This is a genomic window from Salipiger bermudensis, assembly GCF_017309175.1.
Taxonomy (GTDB): Bacteria; Pseudomonadota; Alphaproteobacteria; order Rhodobacterales; family Rhodobacteraceae; genus Salipiger; species Salipiger bermudensis.
Window position 1 is genome coordinate 202,547 of record NZ_JAEKJV010000004.1, and the last position, 24,744, is coordinate 227,290.

The window sequence follows — 24,744 nt, forward strand, 5'->3', positions numbered from 1 at the left end:
ATGTCATTTCCGTTCGCCCAGCAACGCCCCGGCCAGCTACCGCGGATTCCCTTCACCCGTCGCGTGAAGAGCCGACTGAAACGGAAAGACAAACGGCGTTTCGCAGCGCTCGAACGGGCGGCGCGGCAGCTCATGCTCGACCCGCTCGAGCAGCGCGTACTGCTGAACGGCGACGTCCTGGCGCTCGATCTCAGCGCGTATTATCAGGACAATCGCGACACCGACCTGCTGGTGCAACTGCACGAAGAGATCGAAGGCGAGGGCGAAACCGCCACCGAGGTGCAGCGGGTCCAGATCATCGACCGAAGCGGCGGCACGGTGCTGAGTTTCGGCGACCTCGCGGAGATCTCGGGCGTCTCGATCACCGGCGGCGCGGGCAGCGACGTGATCACGCTGGACGGCCTGAGCTTCGGCGACCAGACCCCGCTCAGCTTCAGCTTCGACGGCGGCGAGGGGCTCGATGGCCTCGCCTTCGAGACGGCGAATGACGTAGAGTGGACCATCGGCGCGCCCGACGCGGGCGTGGCCACCGACGGCTTCGTCAGCCTCAGCTTCGACAATGTCGAGACCCTGACCGGCGCCGCCAACAACAACGACACCTTCACTCTGGATGCGAGCGGCGCCCTCTCCGGTGGGATCGACGGCGGCGACGGTGGCTTCGACACGCTGGTGATCGACGGCCAGCGCGAGAGCGTCACCTACCTGCCCGAGGATCCCAACAGCGGCAGCTTCCTGATCGACGGCACCGAACTGCGCTTCTCCGGGCTCGAGCCGGTCTACCTGACCAACACCGCGAGCACGATCACCATCGACATGCAGACGCTGCTGCCCGGCACGCAGAGCGCCTCGCTCGATCTCGATCCGGGCGGGTTCGATTTCATCATCGACGGCCCTGGGCTCGAAAGCCTCTCCTTCGACGCACCGACCGACAGCCTCTCCATCGTGAGCGAGTTCGGCCTGCTGAACCCCGACGTCGCGCTCAGCATCGACGGCTGGGACAGCACCGCGACCGAGGGCATGAACTTCAGCGTCCAGACCGAGGGCATCACCCTCGCCAGCGGCGTTTCGCTCGGGACCGCGCTGAATCCGCTGGGCGACGTGACGCTGGAGGCGTCGAACGCCGCGTCGGGCGTCGGGCTGACCCTGCTGCAACTCACCGGCATCGGCTCGGTCTCGGCCTCGCTCGACGTGCAGGGCGACATCCATTCCTCGGGCACCGTCGCGCTTTCGGCCCATGCCGAGCGCGTGCTCGACGCCACCGGGGATTTCTCGGATTTCAACTTCAGCGAGGGCAACCCGCTGCAGATGCCCACGGTCAGCGCCACAGCCAACGTGGCCGGCACGTCCGAGATCACCGCAGACGCCTTCCGCCTCGAAGCCTCGACCCTGCTCGATGTCGAGATCGACGGCAGCCAGTCGGTGCTCGGATCCTTCGCCAACGCGGTGATCGCCGACGTGACCACCCATGCCACCATCCAGTCGGGCGCCGAGATCAACGTCGGCAGCACGACCCTGCAGGGGGAGTCCGTCTCGGGTCTCGTACGGGCGAGCGACAGCTCGTCGCTGATCCTCGACGTGACACCGGACGAGGACGGCACCGAAGGCGCCGACGCCACCGGCATCATCAATTCGATGCTTGACGATTTCGAGGTCTCCATCGGCATCATGACGGTGACCCGCGACACGCAAGCGATTGTCGACGGGACCATCACCTCGGGCAACGCCTTCGCGATCGAGGCGATGAATGACGGCAGCTTCGAGAACAAGGTGCAGGCGTCGCTGATCGGCGCCACCTATCTCTATGCCTCGGATACCGTTCTGGCGCAGCTCACCGGCGACTTCACCGGGACGAGTCTGTCCGTCAGCGCGGGCAACAGCTCGAGCTATGACGTCACCGCCAAGATCTCGGTCAATACGATCAGCGGCAGCACCCGCGCGCTGGTCGAGGGGGGCACGATCTCGCTGGCCGGCGCGCTGAACGTGTCGGCGCTGGACACCAGCAGCCTCACCTCCATGTCGAACGATTTCGACGCCTATCTCGACGAGCTGACCGCCATCGACCTCAGCGAACAGTCGAACGCCGATATCAAGGTCGCCGCGGCGATCTCGGAGATGGACAAGACCGTCGAGGCGGCCATCGACGGCGCCTCGGTCAGCGCCACCGGCAACGTCACCGTCGAGGCCGAGAACGCCCAGACGCTGGTCTCTCATGCCGAAGCGCTGAGCGTGCGCGACACCCGCAACACGCCCAGCAAGGCCAGCCTCGTGGCGAGCAGCAAGACCGTCGCCTTCGGCGGCACGCTGGCCTTCAACGAGATGCGCGGCGAGACCATCGCGGCGATCCGCAACGGGGCCGACGTGTCCGGCGACACCATCGCCGTGGGCGCCACAAACGCCGCCATCCTCGACACCTTCTCGGAGGCCTCGACCAAGGTCACCAGCGGCAACAACTCGGCAGTCGGGGTCAGCATCTCGTTCAACCTGATCGGCTTCGACATCGACGTGCTCGACGCCTTCGCGCTCGGCATCGACACATTGATCGGCATCAACCAGTATCTCGGCAACGAGGACCCGTCGAACGCGCATGCCTATGTCTCGGCCTCCGACGTGGCCGCCGCGGGCGCGCTCAGCGTCAGCGCCCGGAACGAGAGCCTGATCGACGCCACGGTGACCAATTCGGCCACCTCGCAGGCCTCGGACAGCGCCACCGCGAACCCGCTCTACGATGCGCAGGGCATGGGCTTTGCCCTGATCCTCGCCAACAACAAGATTGCCTCCGACGCGGTGGCCGAGATCGTCGATGCGCCGGCCGATGGTGCGATCACCGCCGGCGGCGCGCTCGACGTGACCGCCGAAGACACCACCACCCTCGCCTCGAACGCCAAGGTCACCTCTTCGTCGGTCACCACCAATGACGGCGGCCTCTCGGGTGTCGACGCCGCGCTCGGCACGTTGCTGCCCGCGACCTACAGCACCAACGGCGCCGAAGTGGTGGACTCCTCCGGCGCTCAGGTGGCGGGCCCGACATGGGCGGTCTCCTTCGGCGACCGCGTCGGGCTCGACTATGACTGGCTCGCCTTCAACGACGCCAATGGCCAGGCCGGCACGGTCTATGAATACATGGGCGACGGCACCGACCAGATCGATCTTCTGGACACCGATTTCGAGGACACCGATTTCTGGATGCGGGTGCCCGAGACCGAGCTGATCCCCACCGGGACCAACCTGTCGGACAGCGACAGCGTCGGCGTCGGCGGCATGGCGGTGCGCAACACCTTCGATGCGCAGGCGGTAGCCCGGATCTCGAACGCCGACGTGGAATCCGTCGGCGACATGACCGTGAAGGCCGTCGAGATGGCCAGCCTGACCTCGACCGGCGATGTCGGCGTGTCGAGCTCGGGCGGCGGTTCGGTGCAGGGCGACAAGGGCGACTCCGTCGCCGTGGGCGCGCTGATCGTGGTCAACACCGCCAATGCCAGTGCGCTGGCCACCGTCGAGCAATCCGCCGACGTGGCCTCCGGTGGAGGCCACGTCACCGTGCAGGCCGACAACATCGCCTCGCTGGACGCACAGCTGGACGCGGCGATCAGCTCGGCCGGTGACAGTGTCGGTGTGCTCATCGCCTTCAACACGCTGGGCTACGAGGCCGAGAACATCCTGTTCCAAACCGTCGATGCGCTGATCGGCACCGATATCGGGGACAAGAGCTTCTCGGACGCCGAGGCGCGGATCATCGACAGCGACGTGGCCGGCCAGGCCGGCGTCACCGTCACCGCCACCAACTCGGCCGAACTGACCGCCCGCATCGGCACCGATGTCAGCTCGGACCCCTCTGCCTTCCAGGGCGCCGAAGCGATGGCGGCGCAGGGCGTGCTGGCCTCGAACATGCTCGCCGGGGCGGCCAACGCCTTCATCGACGACACCGATGCCACGCCCTCGGGCGAGAGCGTCACCTCCGCCGCCGCCATGGTGCGCGTCGCCGCCAGCGACGAGGTCGTGCTCGAGAGCCAGACTCTGATCGACACCGGGGCCTCGCGGACCAATGACCTCGGTCTCGGGCTGTTGAACAACCTCGCGCAGGAACTGCTCGACACCTACCAGTACACCACCGAGTCCGGCTCTCCGGCGCTCGTCTTCGGCGACCGTGTCTTCATCGGCACCAACCATGCGAACAGCGACCTGCACGGTAAGCGGTTCCAGTACATGGGCTCGGGCGCTTCGGTGCCGCTGGTCACCGCCGATTACACCGATATCGACCTGTGGAAAGAGCTCGACGAAACCAACGTCATCCCCCCTGCCCTGATCGGCGTGGCGGCGAAGGGCGCAGGCATCAAGACCGGCTCGGCCAAGGCCTATTACGTCATGGTCAGCCGCAATGAGGCCGAGGGCGGCGCCAACGCCTTTATCGACGATTACGATGTCACCGGCGCCTCGGTCTCGGTCGAGGCCCGCGAGCGCGCCACGATGAAGGCCGTCGATGGCTCCACCATCAACGCCACCGAGACCTATGGCGGCCTGATGGTCACCAACGAGCTGAACTCCCGCGCCTCGGCGCGGATCACCGAGAGCAACGTGACCGCCACCGCCGGCGACGTCTCCGTCGAGGCGCTGAACCTCGCGGTGCTCGATGCCACAACGCTCAGCTCGATGACCGGTGCCAGCGACGCGATCAACGTGGTCGTGGCATTCAATTCCGTGGGCTTCGACGGCAGCAACGTGCTGTTCCAGACCATCGACGCGATCCTCGGCTCGGACTACCTGATCGAGGCCGAGCCGGTGGGCGCGCAGGCCTATATCGAGGATGCCGTGGTCTCGGCCACGGGCGACGTCTCGGTCACTGCCGAAACCAGCGCCGAGCTGACCGACATCGCCTTCACCGACACCACCGCACAGCTGCTCGACGACATGGCCGACGAAAAGCTGCTCGACGACGAGGACGAAGCCGGCGATGCCGCCGCGCTCGAGAACCTGCAGGCCGAGTTCGAGGCCGCCGACATCGCCTTCGAGGGCAGCCTCTCGGTGGAGACCGTCGAGACCCAGTTCCGCTGGTATGTCTCGGACGACGTCGGCCGCACCTGGATCATCGAGAACCGCGAAGGCACGCTGGTGCTGCTCGAGGCCAACCTGCTCGACGCCCGCGTCGGCAACGAGACCTCGGCCATCGCCAAGAACAACCGCGCCCTGTTCGACGCCTATGTCGAAGGCTCCAAGGAGGACAACAAGGGCAAGGGCATCAAGGATCTGAAGTACGGCGCCAACGGCACGGCCGGCGGCGGTCTGCTGGCCACCAACCGCATCGCCTCGGACACCGCGGCGTGGATCAGCAACAGCACGACGACCAGCCATGACGATGCCGACACGCCCGAGACCCTCAGCACCGGCGAGACAGTCAGCGTGGGCGCAGAGGTCTACGAATATGTCGGCGAAACTCAGAGCGCCGACCAGAGCTTCCTCTATTCGTCGCGCAGCGACGTGCAACTGCTCGAGGCCGGCGACCGCATCCGCATCCACGAGGATCACGGGGCGTGGTCCGAGGGCGATATCGTGGTCTATTCCGGCCCCACCCTCGCCTCGACCGAGACCGACCCGCCCGAGCCGGGCTACGACCCCATCGTGCTCTTTGACGTGATCGACGGCCAGCCCGGCGATTTCACCCTCGGCAACGCGCCCCTCAGCATCGACCTGAGCGATCTGGCGCAGGATTACGCCAACAATGCCGACTGGCAGCAGAAGGACGACACCCTGCCCGAAGGCAGTGTCGCCGCGGGAGGCGAGATCACCGTGTCGGCCTCCGACAATGCCCATATCCGCGCCGACAGCAACATCGAGGTTTCGGCGGTGGTGTCCAACAACATGGACGCCTTCACCGCGCTCGCCAATCAGGCGCTGCAGAACGAGTACGTCTATACCTCGTTCTCCGGCACCCAGACCCTGATCGAAGGCAACGTCATCTATATCGGCTCCAATGGCGGCGCCGAGGCGGGCAAGTACTACCAGTATTCCGGCCCGATCCAGAGCTATGACCTTGCGGACATCCCGGCGCTGGATCTCGGCAACGAGGACAACTGGACGGTGCTCAACGGCAATGTCGAGCCGCAGGACATCTTCCCCAATGTCGGCAACCTCGCCGAGAGCAACTCGCGCGCGGTGGGCGGCATCGTGGTCACCAACGACGTGCGCTCCGAGGCCCGCGCCACGGTCGACAGCATCGATCTGACCGCCACCTCCGGCGGCATCACCGTCTCCTCAGAGGCCGACGCCACCATGCTGGCGCGGCTGACCTCCAACGTCACGTCCTCGGGCGGCAGCGCCTGGGGCACCGGCGAGTCGCTTGCGGTCAACGCCACCATCGCCACCAACATGGTGCGCGCCTCGGCGACCACACTGGTGCGCGACAGCGTGCTCGACGCGGGCGGCGCCATCGACATCCTCGCCGACAACCGCGCAGTGCTCGACGCCACCACCCAGACCGAGACCAACACCGGCGACACCGGCGTCGGCGTGACGCTGGCTTTCAACACGCTGGGCTGGGAGGCATCGAACCTGCTGTTCAACGCGGTGGACGCGCTGGTCGGCGATCCGCTGATCTCCGAAGCGCTCGACGGCGAAGACCCCTCGATGGCCCGCGCGCTGGTGATCGACAGCGACCTCACCGCCGGCACCGACCTGACCGTCGAGGCGCTCTCGACCGAGAAGCTCAACGCCACGGTGTCGAACTCCACCGTCTCCGAGGCCTCGGCGCAGACCGATGCCAGCGGCAAGAGCGTCGGCGTGGTGCTGGCCTCGAACAAGGTGAGCGGCCGGGCCTACGCGGCGATCGACAACGAAGATGCCCCCGCCCTGACCGAGATCAGCGCGGGCGGCACCGTCACGGTGCGGGCTCAGGACGATATCGGCCTGTGGTCGAACTCGAAGCTGGTGAGCAGCTCGACCACCACCAACGATGGTGGCCAGGCGGTCGCGGCCGAGACCCTCAACGATCTGCAACAGGCCGACTGGCTGGCGCTGAGCGGTGCCGGCCTCCAGGAGGTCACGGTCAAGTTCGGCGAGATGGTGCGCCTTGACGACGGCTATAGCGGCGGCGGCGTCGCGGGCGGTGTCTACGAGTATCTCGGCACCGATAGCATCATCGATATCAACAGCGTCAACTACGAGGACAAGAACCTCTGGAAGCCCACGCAGACGACGCAGGGCATCCCGAGCTTCGGCAATGTCTCCGAGAGCGACTCCGTCGGCGTCGGCACACTGGTCGTGCTCAACGATCTGCGGTCGGATGTCGAGGCAGTGATCCGTGGCGCAACGGTCGGCTCTGATGACGGCGACATCGTCGTCGAGGCAATCGAGAACGCCACGATGGAGGCCAATGTCGATGCCTCCACATCCTCCTCTGGCGGCAGCAATCTCGGCGAGGGCACCTCCATCGCCTTCAACGGCGTGATCGCCACCAACGTCCTGCAGGGCGGCGCCGACGCGGCGGTGCTCGACAGCGCGCTGACCGCCGGCGACACTGGCAGCGGGCTTGGCAACGTGCGGGTCGAGGCGATGAACACCGCCAACCTGACCGCCGAGAACCTCGCCATGGTCGGCAGCGGCGACACCGGCGTCGGTGTGCTTCTGGCCTTCAACTCGGTCGGCTGGGAGCCGTCGAACGTGCTGTTCAACACGCTCGACGGGATCCTCGGCGATCCGCTGATCTCCTCGGCCTTCAACGGCGAGGCACCGGTCGATGCCGAGGCCTACATCCTGAACTCCTCGGTCAATGCCGCGGGCAAAGTCGAGGTGCTGGGCAGCAACGATGCCAAGATCATCGCCACCACCAGCAACGAGGCCACATCCGCCGCCGCGGCGCTGGAGAACGCCAGCGGCACCGCCGTGGGCGCCATCGTGGCGACCAACAAGGTGTCGGGCGCGGCCAAGGCCTATATCGACGTGGCCAACCTGCGCGCCGCCGACGGCGCCCAGAGGGTCGAGACCGGCGACCGTGTGATCGCGCTCGACGGTACGGTCTACGAATACAGCGGCCCCGAGGCGGTGATCGACCTCGCCTCCGAGAGCTTCGGCGCCACGCTCTGGACCGATGTCGGCGACGACTCGGGCTATGCCAACGACATCGACGCCGGCAGCAGCGTGCGGGTCGAGGCCACCGACAACAACCTGATCGACGTCACCAACACGCTCGAGGTGACCACAACGGTCACCAACGACGCGGGTCTCGGCATCATCTTCACGTCGCTCGAGAACGTGGTCAACGAGTACCAGTACACCACCCGCTCGGGCGTGCAGCGCGGCGTGACCTTCGGCGACATGGTCTACATCGCCGACGATTACGACGCCAACAAAGCCGAGCCCGAGGCGCTCTACATCTATTTCGGCGCCGACCAGACCGGCACCGACGTGGATCTTTCCACGCTCGACTACGATGCCGATGCCGACTGGGTGAAGATCGACCCGCTCGATATCGAGAGCCTGCTGCCGCCTGGCATCAACCTCAACTTCTCGGAATCCGATGCCACCGCAGGTGGCGGCATGGCCGCTATGAATGACGTGCGCGGCGGCGTCATTGCCCGCGTCGACGAGGCCACCGTCGACACCGCAACCGGCGACATCGCCATCATCGCCACCGAGAATGCCGGCATCGAGGCACACAATATCGGCGATGTCTCCGCTGATGGCGGCAGCGCCTTCGGCGAGGGCGGCACCACGCTCGCGGTCAACGCGCTGATCGCCACCAACGTGGTGCTCTCGACCGCCGAGGCTTCGCTCGAGGACAGCGATGTCGACAGCGCGCTCGGAGCGGTCACGGTCGAGGCGGCGAACACCGCCTTCATCGACAGTGACATCGACATGACCACCGTGGCCGAGGGCGGCGGCGAGAGCTACGGCATCGGCGTCACACTGGCCTTCAACTCGGTCGGGGTGAACAGCCAGAACCTGCTGTTCAACACCATTGACGCCCTGTTCGGCCTGCTGCCCGCCGACGAGATCCCGGCGATGGCCTCGGCCAGCATCGCACGCAGCGAGGTCACCGCCGAGACCGGGGTCTCGGTCGACGCCACCAGCGACATGGACCTGACCGCGGATATCCTGAACGCGGCGCTCGCCACCTCCATCGCGCTCGAGGACAACACCTCGATCACCGTGGCGCCCATCGTGGCGCTGAACCGGGGCAGCTCGGCCGCCGAAGCGCAGATCCTCAACGCGCCCACGGTCGAGACCGCCACCGGCAACGTCTCGGTCTCGGCGATCGACACCAGCTTCATCCACGCCGAGAACATCGCAGCCTCCGCCTCCATCGCGGTCGGCACCGGCAAGTCGCTCTCGGTGGCCGTGGCCACCTCGATCGCCCGCAACACCCTGCGCAACACCGTGGACGCAGGCATCGCGTCGAGCGGCGTCGAGGCGACAACCGGCGAGATCGCCCTCATCGCCAGCCGCGACGGGGTGATCGAATCCACCGCCGCCGCGGTCGCGGCCAGCGTCTCGGGCGCGGCGGACGGCAACGCGGTTGGCGTCTCGGTCGGCGGCGCGGTCGCGGTCAACCGCCTGTTCGGCGGCGCCGAGGCCAGCATCGTGGACAGCGATCTCGTGGCGAACTCCGTATCGATCCAGGCGGAATCCGTCTCGCGCATCGATGCCACCGTGGTCGCCGTTGCCGCCTCGGTCTCGGTCTCCGCCTCGGGCGACAGCACCGCGGTGGCCATCGGCGCCTCGGTCTCCGACAACATGATCGGCTGGCAGGACACTGCCGTCGCCGCAGACCACCAGAGCGACGACAGCACAGCGCTGGCCGAAGGCGACGTGGTCGAGGTCACCGAAGGGGCGCATCGCGGGCGCTTCTACGAATATATCGGAGCGGGTCAGGCCAGCGCCGTCGATCTCTCGGTCGAGGATTACGGCGACACCCAGAAGTGGAAGCAGGTCGGCCTCTCGCGCGAGGGCGCGCTGACCTCGGCGCATCTCGACGACAGCAGCATCACCACCGGGCTCGGCGCCGACGCGGCGCTCGAGATCGAAGCCCTGACCCAGCAGAGCATCAGCTCGCTGGTGCTGGCAGGCGCCGTGGCGGTGGCGGTTGGCAAGTCTGGCACCGCCGTGGGCGGCAGCGGCAGCTTCTCGCGCAACCGCATCGCATCGGATGCCGCGGCCTATATCAGCGGCGACGGCGGCAGCACGCTGGAGCTCGCCACCGGAAGGGTGCAGGCCTTCGACCGCTCGACCATCGACAGCATCACCGGTGCGGCCTCGGTGGCCGTGGGCGTCGGCACCTCGGCCAACGCGGTCTCGGTGGCCTTCGGTGTGGCGATCTCGATGAACGAGATCTCCAACCAGGCAGAAGCCTATGTCGCCGACGCCGATGTCGCGGTTAGCGGCACCGGCGCGGTCGAGCCGCTCGACACCACCTCGCTGATCGTCTCGGCCGAAACCTCGGCGGGCGAAAGCTTCAGCGTCGGCTCGCCCGGCTTCGATGGCGACGACCTCGACAACGCCGCCGAAGCGGCGATGGTCAACGACGACAACGGCACGCCCGAGGACGAGGAAGACGACACCGTTTCGCGCGATGCCGCCGATCTCGCCGCCGACACCGCGATCCTCGACGATCTGCGCGATGCGCTGAACGGCGCGCTCGGACCGCAGGACCAGGTCTCGGACACCGACACGCTGCGCGTCTCGAGCGCCGGGTTCGGAAAGTGGCTCGCCGTGGTCGAGGACAGCAACGGCGATGGCGAGGGCGCGGGCCGCAGCTTCGTGCTGAGCTTCGACAACGGCGATCTGGTGGTCGAGCGCACCACCATCAACGCCATCGCCGCGGCCGCCTCGGTCTCGGTTTCGGTCAGCTCGTCCAACTCGATCTCCGTCAGCGGCGCCGGTGCCTATGCCGAGAACGTCGTGACCTCGGCCGCGCTGGCCCATATCGACGATGCCACGGTCGGCACCGCCGGCGACGTGGTGGTCGACGCACAGGGCGACAGCACCATCAATGCCACGGTGATCGCCGCCTCCGCCGCCGTGGCCGTCTCGGGTTCGACCGGTGTCGGCGCCTCGATCGGCGTCGCCATCGCGCGCAACTTCCTCGGGCAGGACCGCTTGGGCAACGAGGACGCGCTCGAGGTGAAGGCCTATCTCTCCGACAGCAGCGTCAACGCGGGCGGCGATCTCATCCTCACCGCAGACGCGGCGCAGAGCATCAACGCGCTGACCTTCGCGGGCTCGGTCGCGGTGTCGGTCGGCTCCACCGGTGTTGCGGTCTCGGGTTCGGGCGTGTGGAACGAGAACGCCATCAATGTCGACGTGCTCGCCGCCATCGACGGCGACGCGGGCGCTCTGGCGGATGACACGCAAGGCGACGCGATCACCGTCTCGGCCACGAACACTTCCGAGATCAATGCCTTCGCGGGAGCGGCCTCGGTCGCGGTCGCGGTGGGCAGCACCGGCGTCGGGGTCTCCATCGGGCTCGGCCTCGGACAGAACGACATCGGCGGCACCGTCATCGCTCGCATCCAGAACGCCGATGACGGCGTGACCGCGCGCAGCGGCGACGTGACCGTGGCGGCGGACAATGCCGCCGACATCTCGGCCTTCGCAGGTGCCGCCTCCATCGCCGCAAGCTTCGGGCAGACCGCCGTCGCGGTCTCGGGCGCCGGCGCCGAGGCCACCAACCGCATCGGCAGCGAGACCCGCGCGCTGATCTCGGGCAGTGACGTGACCGCCACGCTGGGCGGCGTCTCGGTGACCTCCGAGGCTTCGGGCGACATCGACGCCATCGTCATCGCCGCGTCTGCCGCCGTTGCGGTGGGCCAGACCGGAGTCGGCGCCTCGATCGGCGTCGCGGTGTCGCGCAACCTGATCGGCTACCAGCAGGGCACCGTGGCCTATGGCAACACCACCGGCGACAGTGTCACTCAGCTGACCCAGAATTCGACCACCGTCCTGATCGAGCAGGGCGCCCGCAAGGGCGACGTCTACCGCTATATCGGCGACACGGTGACCGAGGCCGATAACGTCATCGACGAAGATGACAATACCGCGCCCTACGCTCTGAATTCGCAGGATTACGGCAACACCGACCTGTGGGAGCTGGTGAATCTCGACGAGGCCGCGGCCGTCGTCGACGCCGCCATCGTCAGCAGCGACGTGACCGCGGATGGCGGGGTCACCGTCGATGCGCTGAGCACTCAGGCGATCAGGGCGGCGAGCCTCGCCGGCGCGGTTGCCGTGGCTGGCGGACAGGTCGGCGTGGCGGTCTCGGGCAGCGGCTCGGCGGTCGAGAACCGCATCAACTCGGACGTCTCGGCCCGCATCGCGGGCGCCGCGACCGACATGCAGGCCGACCACGTGGTGGTCAACGCCGACGACATCTCCTCCATCGACGCGGTCTCGGCGGCGATGGCGATCTCGGCGGCCTTCGGCCAGACCGGCGTTGCGGTGTCCATCGGGATCTCGGTCGCGATCAACAACATCGCCAACGATGTCACCGCCACCATTGCCGATGGTGCGGTCAGCACCAGCGGCGCGCAGGGCATCATCATCAGTGCCTCGACGCCCGAGTTGCCGATCGACGCGCCCGTCGCCGACGTGGTGATCCCGGTCAGCGTCAGCGATCTCGATGACCTCGCGGTGGCCGAAATGGACGGCGAGGACACCCGCGACGAAGTCGATTTCGCCGCCGATGCAATCCTCGCGGAGGGCATTGCCGACGCGCTTCGCGGACAGGGCTTCGAAATCGTCGGCACGGTCAAGGTCGCGGCCCTCGAAGAGGGCGAGCGCTGGACCGCGATCGACGAGGAAGGCGGATCGGTCGCGCTCAGCCTCGTGAACGGACAGATCCTCGCCAGCAAGGCCGGCATCAACGCGGTCTCCGGCGCGGCGGCGCTCTCGGTCGCGGCAGGCCAGATCGGGGTCGGCATCGCCGGGGCCGGTGCGGTGGCGCTCAACGCCATCCAGACCAACGTCGCGGCCTCCACCTCGGGCGCCGATCTCACCACCACCGGCAGCGGCGACGTGGTGATCGACGCGCGCTCGGATGTCGAGATCAACGCCGCCGTGCTGGCGGTCTCCGCCGCCGTGGCCGCGGGCCAGGTGGGCGTCGGCGTGGGCATCGGCGTCTCGGTGGCGCGCAACTTCATCGGTCGCGACCTCACCGGCAACACCGTCGCCGATACCGGCGCGGTCTCGGCCTTTGCCTCGGACACGACGATGGATCTGAGCGGCGATCTGACGATCCACGCCGAGAGCGCCCAGTCGATCCGCGCTCTGACCTTCGCCGGCGCCGCAGCGGTCGCCGCCGGTCAGGTCGGCGTCGGGGTCGCAGGATCCGGCGCCTATGCCGAGAACGTCATCGACGCCACCACCGAGGCCTATATCGACGGCGACGGCACTGGCATCAGCGCCTCGGCGGTCAGCGTTTCGGCCGAGGATGCCTCGACCATCGACGCCTATGGCGGCTCGGTCGCCGTGGCAGCGGGCTTCGGCATGGTGGGCGTGGCGGTCTCTGCCGGCATCGGCATCGGCTTCAACGCCATCGGCAGCGACGTGCTGGCCGAGATCCGCAACACCGATGACGGGGTCGAGAGCACCGCAGGCGCCGTCACCATCGAAGCGATGAACACCGCCGCGATCACCGCCGGCACCGCCGCCGCCGCCCTTGCGGTGTCGGGCGGGCTCGTCGGGGTGAGCTTCGCAGGCGCCGGCGCCTACGCCGAGAACGAGATTATCGGCGCCACCGCCGCGCGGATCACGGATGCCACCGTGGATGCACAGACCGACGTGCTGGTGAGCGCCGAGAGCGATGCCACCATCGACGCCATCGTGCTGTCCGCCGCCGCGGCCATCGGCGTCGGCGCGGGGGGCTTCGGCGCCTCGATCGGCGTCAGCCTCGCCGAGAACCGCATCGGCAACGGCGACGGATCGGGCGTGTTCGCCGCCATCGACGGCAGCACGGTCACCGCCGGCGGCGATGTCGACGTGCTGGCCAAGATGGACGACGCGACGATCGATGCCACCGTTGTGGCGCTTTCGGTCGCCATTGCAGGCGGCGCCGTGGCCGGCGCCGCCGCGGGCAGCGGCTCGGACGCGCTGAACGAGATCGACTACGCCGTCATCGCCGAGATCGACGACAGCGGCGTCACCGCCTCGGGCAACACCGTCACCGTCGATGCGCAGGACAATTCCGTCATCGACAGCTTCGTCGGCGCTGCCAGCGTCGCGGGTTCCGCCGGTCTCGTGGGAGGCTCGGTCTCCATCGCCGTGGGCCTGTCGGAGAACAGCGTCGACAACACGATCCGCGCGCAGGTCGACAATTCCGATGTCACCGCCGCCGATCTCGCGGTCAATGCCGAGGATGACAGCGACACCTACGCCGCCGCGGCCGCCGCCGCCGTCTCGGCCTCGATCTCGCTGGGCTTCAGCGTTGCCGGCGCCGGCACCGAGGTGCGCGGGCGCAACAGCTCGACCACCGAGGCGCTGGTCTCGGGCAGCGGCACCGACGACGTCATCACGCTCTCGGGTGACATGTCCGTCACCGCCGAGGCCCGTCCGCGGGTCGAGGCCGAAACCGTCACCGCCTCGCTGTCTCTGGGCTTTGCCGCCTTCGGCGCGGCAGGCAGCTTCGTCGATCTCGACGTGACACCGGAGGTCACCGCAAGCGTCACCGGCGTGCAGGTCGATGCCACCGACGTCGCCATCGGCGCCACCTCGCGCGCCATGGCCGACGGCTTCGCCGTGGGCGTGTCTCTGGCCTCGGGCTTTGCCGCATCGGCCAATTTCGTCGATGTCCTCGTCGCCAGCGACGTTACCGCCACCGGCGGCGGCACGATGACGGTCGACACTCTCAGTGTCGAAGCGCGCACCGACGAATTCAACAACAATACCAACGCCATATCCGAGGCGCACGCCGCCGCGGGCGGCCTCATCGGCGCAACCTCCACGCTGGCGGAAACCCGGGTCGAAGACAACGTCACCGCGCAGATCGGTGCCAATGCCGACATCACCGCGCTGATCGTGGTCGACGTGGCGGCCATCGCGGACAGCTCGCAATACGCCGACGCCAACTCCGCCGCCTTCGGCCTGGTGGGGATCGGGGCCTCGATCGCCAATGCCGACGCCGATGTCAGCTCGACCGCGCGGGTCGGCAACAATGCCGATATTTCCGCCGCGCTGGTCAACGTCAGCGCCGACGGCGAGGCCGAGGCCACCGCCGACACCCGCGCGGGGTCCGGTGGCGCGGTTGCCGGCGCTGGCGCGGCACCCACCGCCACCATCGATGCGGACGTTCTTGCCCAGATCAACGACGGCGCCGACATCGAGGTCGCGACCAACAACGCCTCGATCCTCGCCTATTACGCCGACCAGATCGACGAGGTGCCCGGCGGGCTCAATGTCACCGCCGCCTTCACCTCGCGCCCCAACGCGCTGGTCAAGACCGACAGCTACGGCCTGATCGCCGGCAGCGGCGCCGAGGCCAACACCGACGTGACCGCCGACGTGGTGGTCCGTTTCGGCACCGCCGACGATGACTCCACCGGTGCCAACGTCACCGCCGAAAGCATCTTCGCCGCCGCCACCAACACCGTCGTCAAGGACGGTGTGAGCGGCAACCATCTCGATGGCGACGCCGGCGGTCTTGCCAGCGGCGCGCTGTCCTCGTCGCAGATCGACATTGCCCTCACCACGCAGGTCGTCGTCGACGATCACAGCCAGATCACCACCACGGACGCATACGGCAGCTTCACCGCCAAGGCCTTCAACGCGCTCGACATCGAGGATGACGTGGCGCTGTTCACCGCCGGCGCGCTTTCGGGCGCAGGCGCCTATATCGATCTGCATGCCGACACGCTGCTGGCCGAGATCGTGGTCGGCGACGACGCGGTGATCGACGCGGCGGGCCAGTTGATCCTCGAGGCCAACGGCCTTCACGACATCGACCTGCATTCGAAGTCCGAGACCTATGGCCTCGGCACCGTGGCGCTGGGTCATGCCAAGATCGACCTCGCCCCCGACAACCTGATCACCATCGGCGGCACCGTCACCGCCGGGCGCGATGCATACCTGACCACCGGCACCGATATGGACCGCAGGATCTATGACCACAGCCTCAAGGCTCGGGTCGACAATTTCGCCGGCTCGCTGATCCCGATCGACGATCTCGAGACCCGCGCGGTGGTCATCACCGACAACACCATCACCGTCGAAAGCGGCGCGCTGCTCGAGGGGTATGCCAATATCAACCTGTTCTCCGACGAGCTTGGCATCGCCAATCTCGACGTGAAGGCCAAGGGTGTGAACTGGGCATCGGCGGTGGGCGATGCCATCGATTCCGCGCTTGGCGGCAACAACGCCAATCTCGGGCCGGGCTTCGGCGCCGCGGTGGCGCGTGGCAGCGTGGTCAATGACGGCACGATCCGCACCGGCGCACAGCGCAACAAGGATCTCACGATCACCTTCGACGCCAACACCAACAGCTTCATCGGCACCTCCACCACCAGCGCCGGCGTACAAACCTGGACCTTCGATCCCGGCTCGATAACCGGGCCCGACAGCACCGGCAGCTTCGACCTGACCACCAACGGGCAAGAGTCGGACATTCCCTTCACGGTGAAGCTCGAGCAGGTCGAGACGACACGCTCGGCCCAGCTCGACATCGCGCGCGAGAACCTCGCGCTCTACAACGTCACCGACGCGGATGGAGAACTGGTCAACGAGGACCTCGTGCAGTTCTACCAGGACCAGATCGAGCGCATCCTCGAGGAGATGCTGGCCTTCGGCGAGGCCAACTGGTTCGACAACAACAACAATGGTGTGATCGACATCGATCAAGACGAGCTGGTGGCGCTGCAACCGACGGTGCAGGTCATCGAGGTCGACCCGGTCTTCGCGCAGGCGGGCCTTGTCGAGATCATCACCGACCAGCTCTACGGCTCGGGCACCTTCGACACGCCGCGCGACGCCTCGATCAACATCACCAACCAGACCGCCGCCTATCTCGTGATCAACGGGGCCGAAATCCCCGAGGTCAATGGCGGGGTCTATTTCAACAGCGTCGACGTCTCGATGCTTGGCGATCCCGGCGCGGCGATCCTTGCCGAGAATGCCGAGGTGCTCGAGGATGACGGCGGCTACTGGACCACGATCGCACCCAATTTCGGCTTTACCGCCGCCTCGACCACGCCTTCGGGCGGCGTGCCCGAGATCAACATCACCATCGATTACGACGCGCTTGGCGCGGTGCTCAACGATGGCGATCCCAACACCAACACCGCCGTGTGGCCCGACCTGTTCATCGAAGGCCCGGTGCTCAACCTGCGCGGCGACATCACGCTCGACAACAACTCGGGCTACGGATCGTCCACCGGCTCGGTGATCATCAACGCCGAGGTCAACGGCCTCGAGGTGCGCACCCTGTCGAACGGCACCACGATCCTCGACACCGGCGCGACGCAAGACCACCTTGCCGGCGAGCCCTACGCGAAGTGGAAGACTTCGGACCTGACCGGCGACGACTATGTCAACCGCACCGCCGGGATGGAGAACGCCGAGGAGGTCGATCAGACCGCCATCGACGACTTCCTCGCGGTGACGCCCACCGAGGCGTCGATCACCGGTGACCGGATCTATATCGAGAGCCAGTATCTCAACATCAACGGCATCATCCAGTCGGGCGAGGAGGACTTCCACGTCACCCTCGACGACACCACCCGCGCCAAGATCGACGAGCATCGCCAGAGCGGCTCGTCGACCACCATCCTGCTGCCGACCACCAACCCCGATTTCCAGATCTATTTCGACCCGACCGCGAATGCCGGGCTTGGCGCGGTGCTCGTCACGCCGCTGCGTCCCGGCGGCGGCTATGTCGACATCACCGCACGGGTTATGAACACCCGCAACGGTGAGATCATCGTCTATGGCGGCTATCCCGAGATCGAGATCACCAACAGCATGGTGTTCGCGGGCGGCTACACCCCCGAGATCATCGTGCAGGAGCTTGACGCCACCACCCGCGGCACCGGCGAGCTGATCATCAAGGACCTGGCCAAGCCGGATACCAACGGCGTGCCTTACACCACGATCTACCAGGTCAACGACGACGGCGTGGTCGAGATCAGCGACAATGGCGGCGGCTTCGTCGGCCAGGGCTCGGACAAGGAGTTCACCTACACGCCGGAAGCCGGCTACCGCTACGGCTGGATGCTGGCGCAGGGCACCCGCGAGGTGCTGGTCGAGGAGTGGACCGAGGGCGACTGGCTCGGCATCGACGCCTTCGCGCCCGACAGCCGCGCGCCCGACCGCACCGACAGCACCAAGACCGAGGGCGAGCTTGTCCCGGATTCCAACTACTTCTATCTCGACACCGCCAAGGATGGCGACGCCTACACCTATGACAGCGTGGAGGTGGTTGGCAACGTGAACGGGCCGAACCGCACCGGCTATGACCACTGGTCGACCTGGTACGGCACCAACTACAGCTGGTTCCAGTACACGACCGTCACCGACAGCGTCGAATACGTGACCCACACCATCGAGGCCGACCGCCCGGTGGGGATCACATTCATCGGCCACGATGCCGGCTCGATCGTCGTCAATGCCGGGGCCTCGGACATCACCGTCGACGGGCCGCTGCGCAACGCATACGGCCACACCCAGCTCAACACCACCGGGGTGATCACCACCAACACCGGCGGTGCGATCTCGGGCGAGATCGGTGGCCGCACCATCGGCCTCAGCGCCCGCGCCATCGGCAGCGCCTTCGAGGACGTGCACGTCAACCTCTCGGATATCGAGGGTGTCACCGGACAGCGCATCGATGCCACCGCGAGCGACGGCATCGTCAGCCTCTACGAGACCGTCGGCGACCTGACGCTGGGCATGATCTCGGCAGCGAATGGCGGCTATGACGCGGTGATCACTTCGGCGGGCTCGATCCTTGCCGCGTCCAGCAACCACGGAATCATCGGCGATGCCATCGACCTGATCGCCGAGGATGGCGACATCGGCGCCTCGGCGCGCGCCATCCAGATCGACACCGGCACCCGCGACCAGTCGCTGCTGACCGCGACGGCGCTGCAGGGCGCGGTCTACGTGGTCGAAACCGATGGCGACCTGCGGCTCTTCAAGATCCAGGCCCAGGGCGATGTCTATCTCGGCGTGCTCTCCGGCGACCTGCTTGACGGCAACCAGATCGAGGAGACCGATGAACGCGCCGTCTCGGAGCTGCGCGACGGTGTCTGGGGTGCGCTCAAGCTCACCGATTACGAGACCGACGAGAACGGCGTCGAGGTCTATACCGGCAACGCCACCGACAAGCTCAACGAGGTCAAGGACACGCTCGCCAACGCCAAGACCTCGGAGTACCAACAGTATTGGCAGACCCGTCTGGCGCAGGTCGAGGAATACCGTCTCGATCTGGCCGAGGCCAATCCCGGCTGGGACGACGCCACGCTCGACGCCGCGGCGGCGGACTTCTATCTCACCTTCCGGCCCGGTTCCTCGGAATACGATGCGGCTCAGATGCTGCTGCTGACCGAGGACGAGGAAGCCTACTACGAGGAGTTCTACACCGCGCAGGCGATCTCGGAGGGGGCCGGAGACGTGGCCGCCTATGTTGCCAACGCGATCCTGACACTGCGCACCAGCCGCACCGAGCAGTATCGCAACCTCGACGCCGTCTGGGGCAGCTATACCGGCGGGATCTCGAACCCGCTTGATCCGGATGTCTATGACGAGACGTGGGAATACGAGCTCACCACCGAAGAGAACGAGCTGATCGAGAGCTCGATCAAGATCTGGACCGAGGACGAGCTGATCAACGCCATCGGCGCGGGCCTTCTGGTGCCGGTGACCGACACCGACACGGTGATCGAGGATCCCAACATCGTCGGCGCCAATGTCGAGCTCGACGTCTCGGGCCAGATCGGCGCCACCGAGGGCTTCGAGTCCATCGCCATCGACCCCGACACCGAACTCACGCCCGATGAGCGCGTGCTGCTCTCGGCGGCCGAGCGTGACGACCTGTTCTTCCTGACCACCGACCGCTTAGGCGCGACCGTCGATTTTGACGCCTCGGCCAACACCATCACCCGCAGCTCGGGCACCTGGGACAGCGATCTCGTCGGTCAGGTCATCCAAGTGGAGGGCAACAGCGCCAACGCCACCGAGGAAGGCCCGTTCTACACCGTGGAAGCGATCACCAACGGCGGCACGACGCTTCAACTCGACACCTCGCGCGTGCTGCTGACGTCGTCGGAGACCAACGTCGCGGTGCATGTCTCGGGCCTCGCGCTCGATCCGCGCGGCGTCGACCTTCAGGACATGACCGTCGACATCTCGGGCAACACCATCACGCTGCTCAGCGGCAACGGAGACTTCTCGGACTACCGCGCCGGGATGAAGCTGATCCTCGCCGGCGACACCGAGAACGCCAACGATTACGAGACGCTCTACGAGATAACCGCTGCCACGGCCACCACGATCACCGTGGACGGCCCCGCGCTCACCACCGAGACCGGCGTCACGCTCGACGTGAACGAGTATGTCGAGCTGTCGATGGTGCAGGTACAACTGCGCGAGGATCTCGACATCGTGGTGACCGGCCAGCTGGATGTCACCGCAGGCGGCGAGAGCTATGTGGGCTCGGAATCCGCCATCGAGCTTGGCTCGCTGAATGTCGACGGCAACCTCCGGGTGCGGGCGCAGGGCGAGCTGAGCAACGGCGGCAACAGCGCCTCGACCAACATCACCTCCGACAACCTCGTGCTCGAGTCCGGCGATGGCGGCATCGGCAGCGACGGCATGGTCTATGTCGACCAGACTGTCGGCGCGACCCTGACCGCGCGCGGCACCGGCGACATCAACATCACCGAGCGCGCCGGCGACATGAACATCAACACGGTCTACTCGGCAGGCGGCGACGTCACGCTGGTGGCCGACGGCTCGATCCTCGATCACAACAACACCGAGTTCGTCAACATCGAGGCCGACAGCATCACGCTCACGGCGCAGACCGGCTCGATCGGCGTGGTCGGCAACGCGCTGGAGGTCGAGGCGCGCGGCGATCTGGGCGACGATCTCGGTCTGCTGACGCTCACCGCCGAGGGCGACGTGATCGTCTACGAGCAGGAAGGCGACATGAACATCCGCAACGTGCTGTCGCGCAGCGGAGACGTGGAGCTTTACGCCCAGCTGTCGATCTTCGACGCGGTCGATCTGGTCGATCCGACCAGCCCCGAGACCAGCGCCGATGGCAACGACACCGGATCGCGCCTCGCCGCGGACGTGCTGGCGGCGGGCAACATCACCCTGACCGCGGATCTGGGCTATATCGGCGCCTTCGGCAACGAACTCGACATCGACAGCCGTCGCTCCGGCAGCGATGGCGTGGTGACCGTGACCAGCCGCGAGAACACCTTCCTGATCGAGCAGGCGGGCGACATGTGGCTCAACACCGTCGAGGTGACCCAGAGCAATCCGCTTCTCGCCACCGCCTACCTCACCGCCGTGGTGGGCAGCATCTACAACGGCGTGCAGCCGCCCAACACCAGCAACGTGCTCGGCGGGCGCGCCTACCTGATCGCACAGGGAGATATCGGCACCTCCGACAACTGGATCTACACCGAGATCGGGGCGCTGCAGTCGCTCTCGACCACCGGCTCCACCTATGTCGATAACCAGGGCGCGCTGACGCTGCTGACCATCGACGGCGGCGCCGGCTACGGCCAGCAGTCGGGCGGCGACATCTACACCGTCGCGTCGAGCCCGATCACCATCGAGAACGACATTCTCGCCGCCGGCGACATCATCGAGACGGCGACGGAATCGGCGCCCGACAATTACGACAACTTCACCGTCAACGCCGGGGTCGAGGTGCGCTCGACCGGCGGCGACATCGTCTTCACCGCCGGCGACGACATGCACGTGCAGACCGGCGCCAGCCTGATCGCCGAGACCGGCAGCATCACCCTCAACGCGGACCTTGCAGGCTGGGAAGCCGTCGGGGCCGATATCCTGATCGACGGCGCGCTGGACGGCCTCGGAACCGTGGCTCTGAACACCGGCGCCTGGGACGACGCGGTCACCGTCAGCGCGACCGGCTCGGTCCTTGCGGGCGATCTCTCGGTCTCCACCGGCTTCGGTGAGGATGCGGTGACGATCGACGGAACCACCGGCGCGAGCGGCAACAGCGCCATCTCCACCGGGGCCGGCGATGACAGCGTAACCGTCACCGGCACGATGACCACGGCGCTTGCCACCACCATCGACACCGGCGCCGGGATCGACCTGCTCGACATCTCCGGCGCGATGCTCTCCGGTAGCACGCTCACCGTCACCACCGCCGAGGGCGAGGACCGGCTCGATATCTCCGGCCTGCTTTCGGCCGGAACGACGCTCACCGTCGATACCGGCGAGACCCGCGACTTCCTCGACATCTCGGGCGATTTCGTCTCGGGCGGCAACATCGCCATCGCGCTCGGCGGTGGTGACGACCAGATGGTGCTGACCGGCGGCTTCACGGCGGCGACCGAGATCCTCGTCGAGGGCGGTGCGGGGGCGGATTCCATCCGCTTCCTCGACGCCACCACCATGACCGGCCACGCCACCGTGCTCGCCGGGGCCGGTGACGATCTTGTCGAGATCGTCCGCCTGGTCAGCCAGAACCGCGCCACCGACAGCTTCTGGATCGACGGCGGAGACGGCTCCGACGATATCCTGCTGCAGACCCACGGCTCGGTCGACGGGGAGCTGGTCGATTACATCATCGACGTGTTCGACACCGGCAGCCCCCTCGACGCCGACAGCATGGTCGTGATCGGTACCGAGAAGGACGACGTGTTCCTCAGCCGCTCGACCTTCTTCGCGGTGCTGCATGGCGATATCGACCAGATGCGCGGCGACGACCCGACCCGGCCCGATACCGTCGAGCGGATCAACTACGACCGCGCGATCAACGGCCGGGTGACCCTGCTCGGCGAGGCGGGCGATGATACCTTCATCGCCGACGACAACGCCGCGATCATGACCCTCGATGGCGGCCTCGGCGACGACAGCTTCCAGTTCGGCCAGCTTTTCGGCAACGACCCCAACAGCCCCAGCACCGAGAACGGCATCGCCCCGGGCGATGAGATCAACGCCGTGCTCACCACCCGCGGCTGGCTGTCGGACGGCATCAGCTTCGCCACAGTCGCCTTCGGCGGCGAGGGGCAGGACAGCTTCACCGTCTACGCCAACCGCGCCCAGCTCAAGCTCGAGGGCGAGAGCGGCAATGACGAATTCACCGTGCGTGCCTTCCTGCTCGACAGCGACGGCAGTTCGTCGCTGCAGGACGACACCGAGCTCAATGCCGGCAGCGGAGACGACCTGATCCGCTACAACATCAACGCGCCGCTCGACATCGACGGCGGGGCCGGCTTCGACAAGGTCGTGGTGCTCGGCACCGAGGCCGACGACGCCTTCGTGATCACCGAGGACGGCGTGTTCGGCGCCGGGCTCAACGTGTCGCTGTCGAACACGGAAGAACTGCTCGAGGTCGACGGCCTCGAGGGCGATGACAGCTTCTTCATCCTGTCGACCTCGGCCAGCTCCGTGACCCGCGTCATTGGCGGGCTCGGCTCCGACACGTTCGACGTGACCGGCGACGTCACCGAGCAGATCGTCTCGGCGGATCTCGCCGGGCGCTCGGGGCTGATCAACCACCAAGCCAGCAGTGCCGACGACGATTACGACCAGACCTTCATCGAAGGGCTCGGCACCACGGTCGCCGACGGCAACCAGGGCGCGATCGTCATCAGCCAGGAGGTGGCAGGCGACGCAACCCCGGGCGAGACGCTGGTGAGCGAGGCCGAAGGCAGCCGCACCGATGTCTACTCGATCCGCCTGACCGACGTGCCGACCGGCGTGGTCTATGTCACCGTCTCGGCCACCCGCGCCTCGAGCGCCGACCGCAATCTCGCGGTTCCGGCCGTGGCCGACGGCACCGCGCTCAGCTTCGCGCAGGGCGGCAGCACGATCACCCGCGACAGCGGCAGCTTCCTCGACGACGGCTTCGACATCTACCAGTCGATCCGCCTGTCGGGCACCACCGACGGCGATGCCGACGGCGTCTACAAGATCGTCTCGGTCACTGCGACCGAGATCGTCGTCGAAGAGACCTTCGCCATCGCCGCAAATGGCGACACCGGCATCACCCTCACCGGACAGGAGGCGGACTCCGTCCTGATCAGCGCCGACGGCACCAGCTTCAGCGATGCCATCGTGCTGGCCTTCGACGCCGGCAACTGGGATCAGGCCCAAACCGTCACCATCGAGGCGCAGGACGACGCCGCCGCCGAGGGCAGCCGCGACGTGGTGATCAGCCACTCGGTGCAGTCGGTCGATCCGGCGTTCGACGCCGCACAGGTGCAGAACCTCGTGGTCGAGGTTCGCGACAACGATCTCGCCGAGCTGCAAATCACCGAGACCGGATCGGAAACGCTGGTGCTGGAAGGCGTGCAGGGCATCACCGACAGCTACGCGCTGAAACTGTCGCGCGCCCCGGCGGCGGGCGAGACCGTCACGATCACTCTGAGCGACAACTCGAACTCGGGCGACCTGAGCTTCAGCCAGACGGTGTTCAGCTTCGACGCCTCGAACTGGGACATCGCGCAAAGCGTCACCGTCACCGCCAATGCGAATGACGGCGTTGAAAATGCAGAGCGCATCATCGTCACCCATACCGTCAGCAGCGACGGCCCGACCTATGCCTCGGCCGGCGCGCAGGAT

General features: G+C 67.0%; 1 protein-coding gene (running past one end of the window). It reads left to right on the plus strand.

What is annotated here, in order from left to right:
• Positions 1 to 24,744: the 5' portion of a hypothetical protein gene (locus JF542_RS07490; protein ID WP_207075366.1), read on the plus strand. 5,379 nt of this gene lie beyond the right edge of the window; the window shows 24,744 of its 30,123 coding nt (coding positions 1-24,744); its start codon is at positions 1 to 3; its stop codon lies off the right edge, out of view.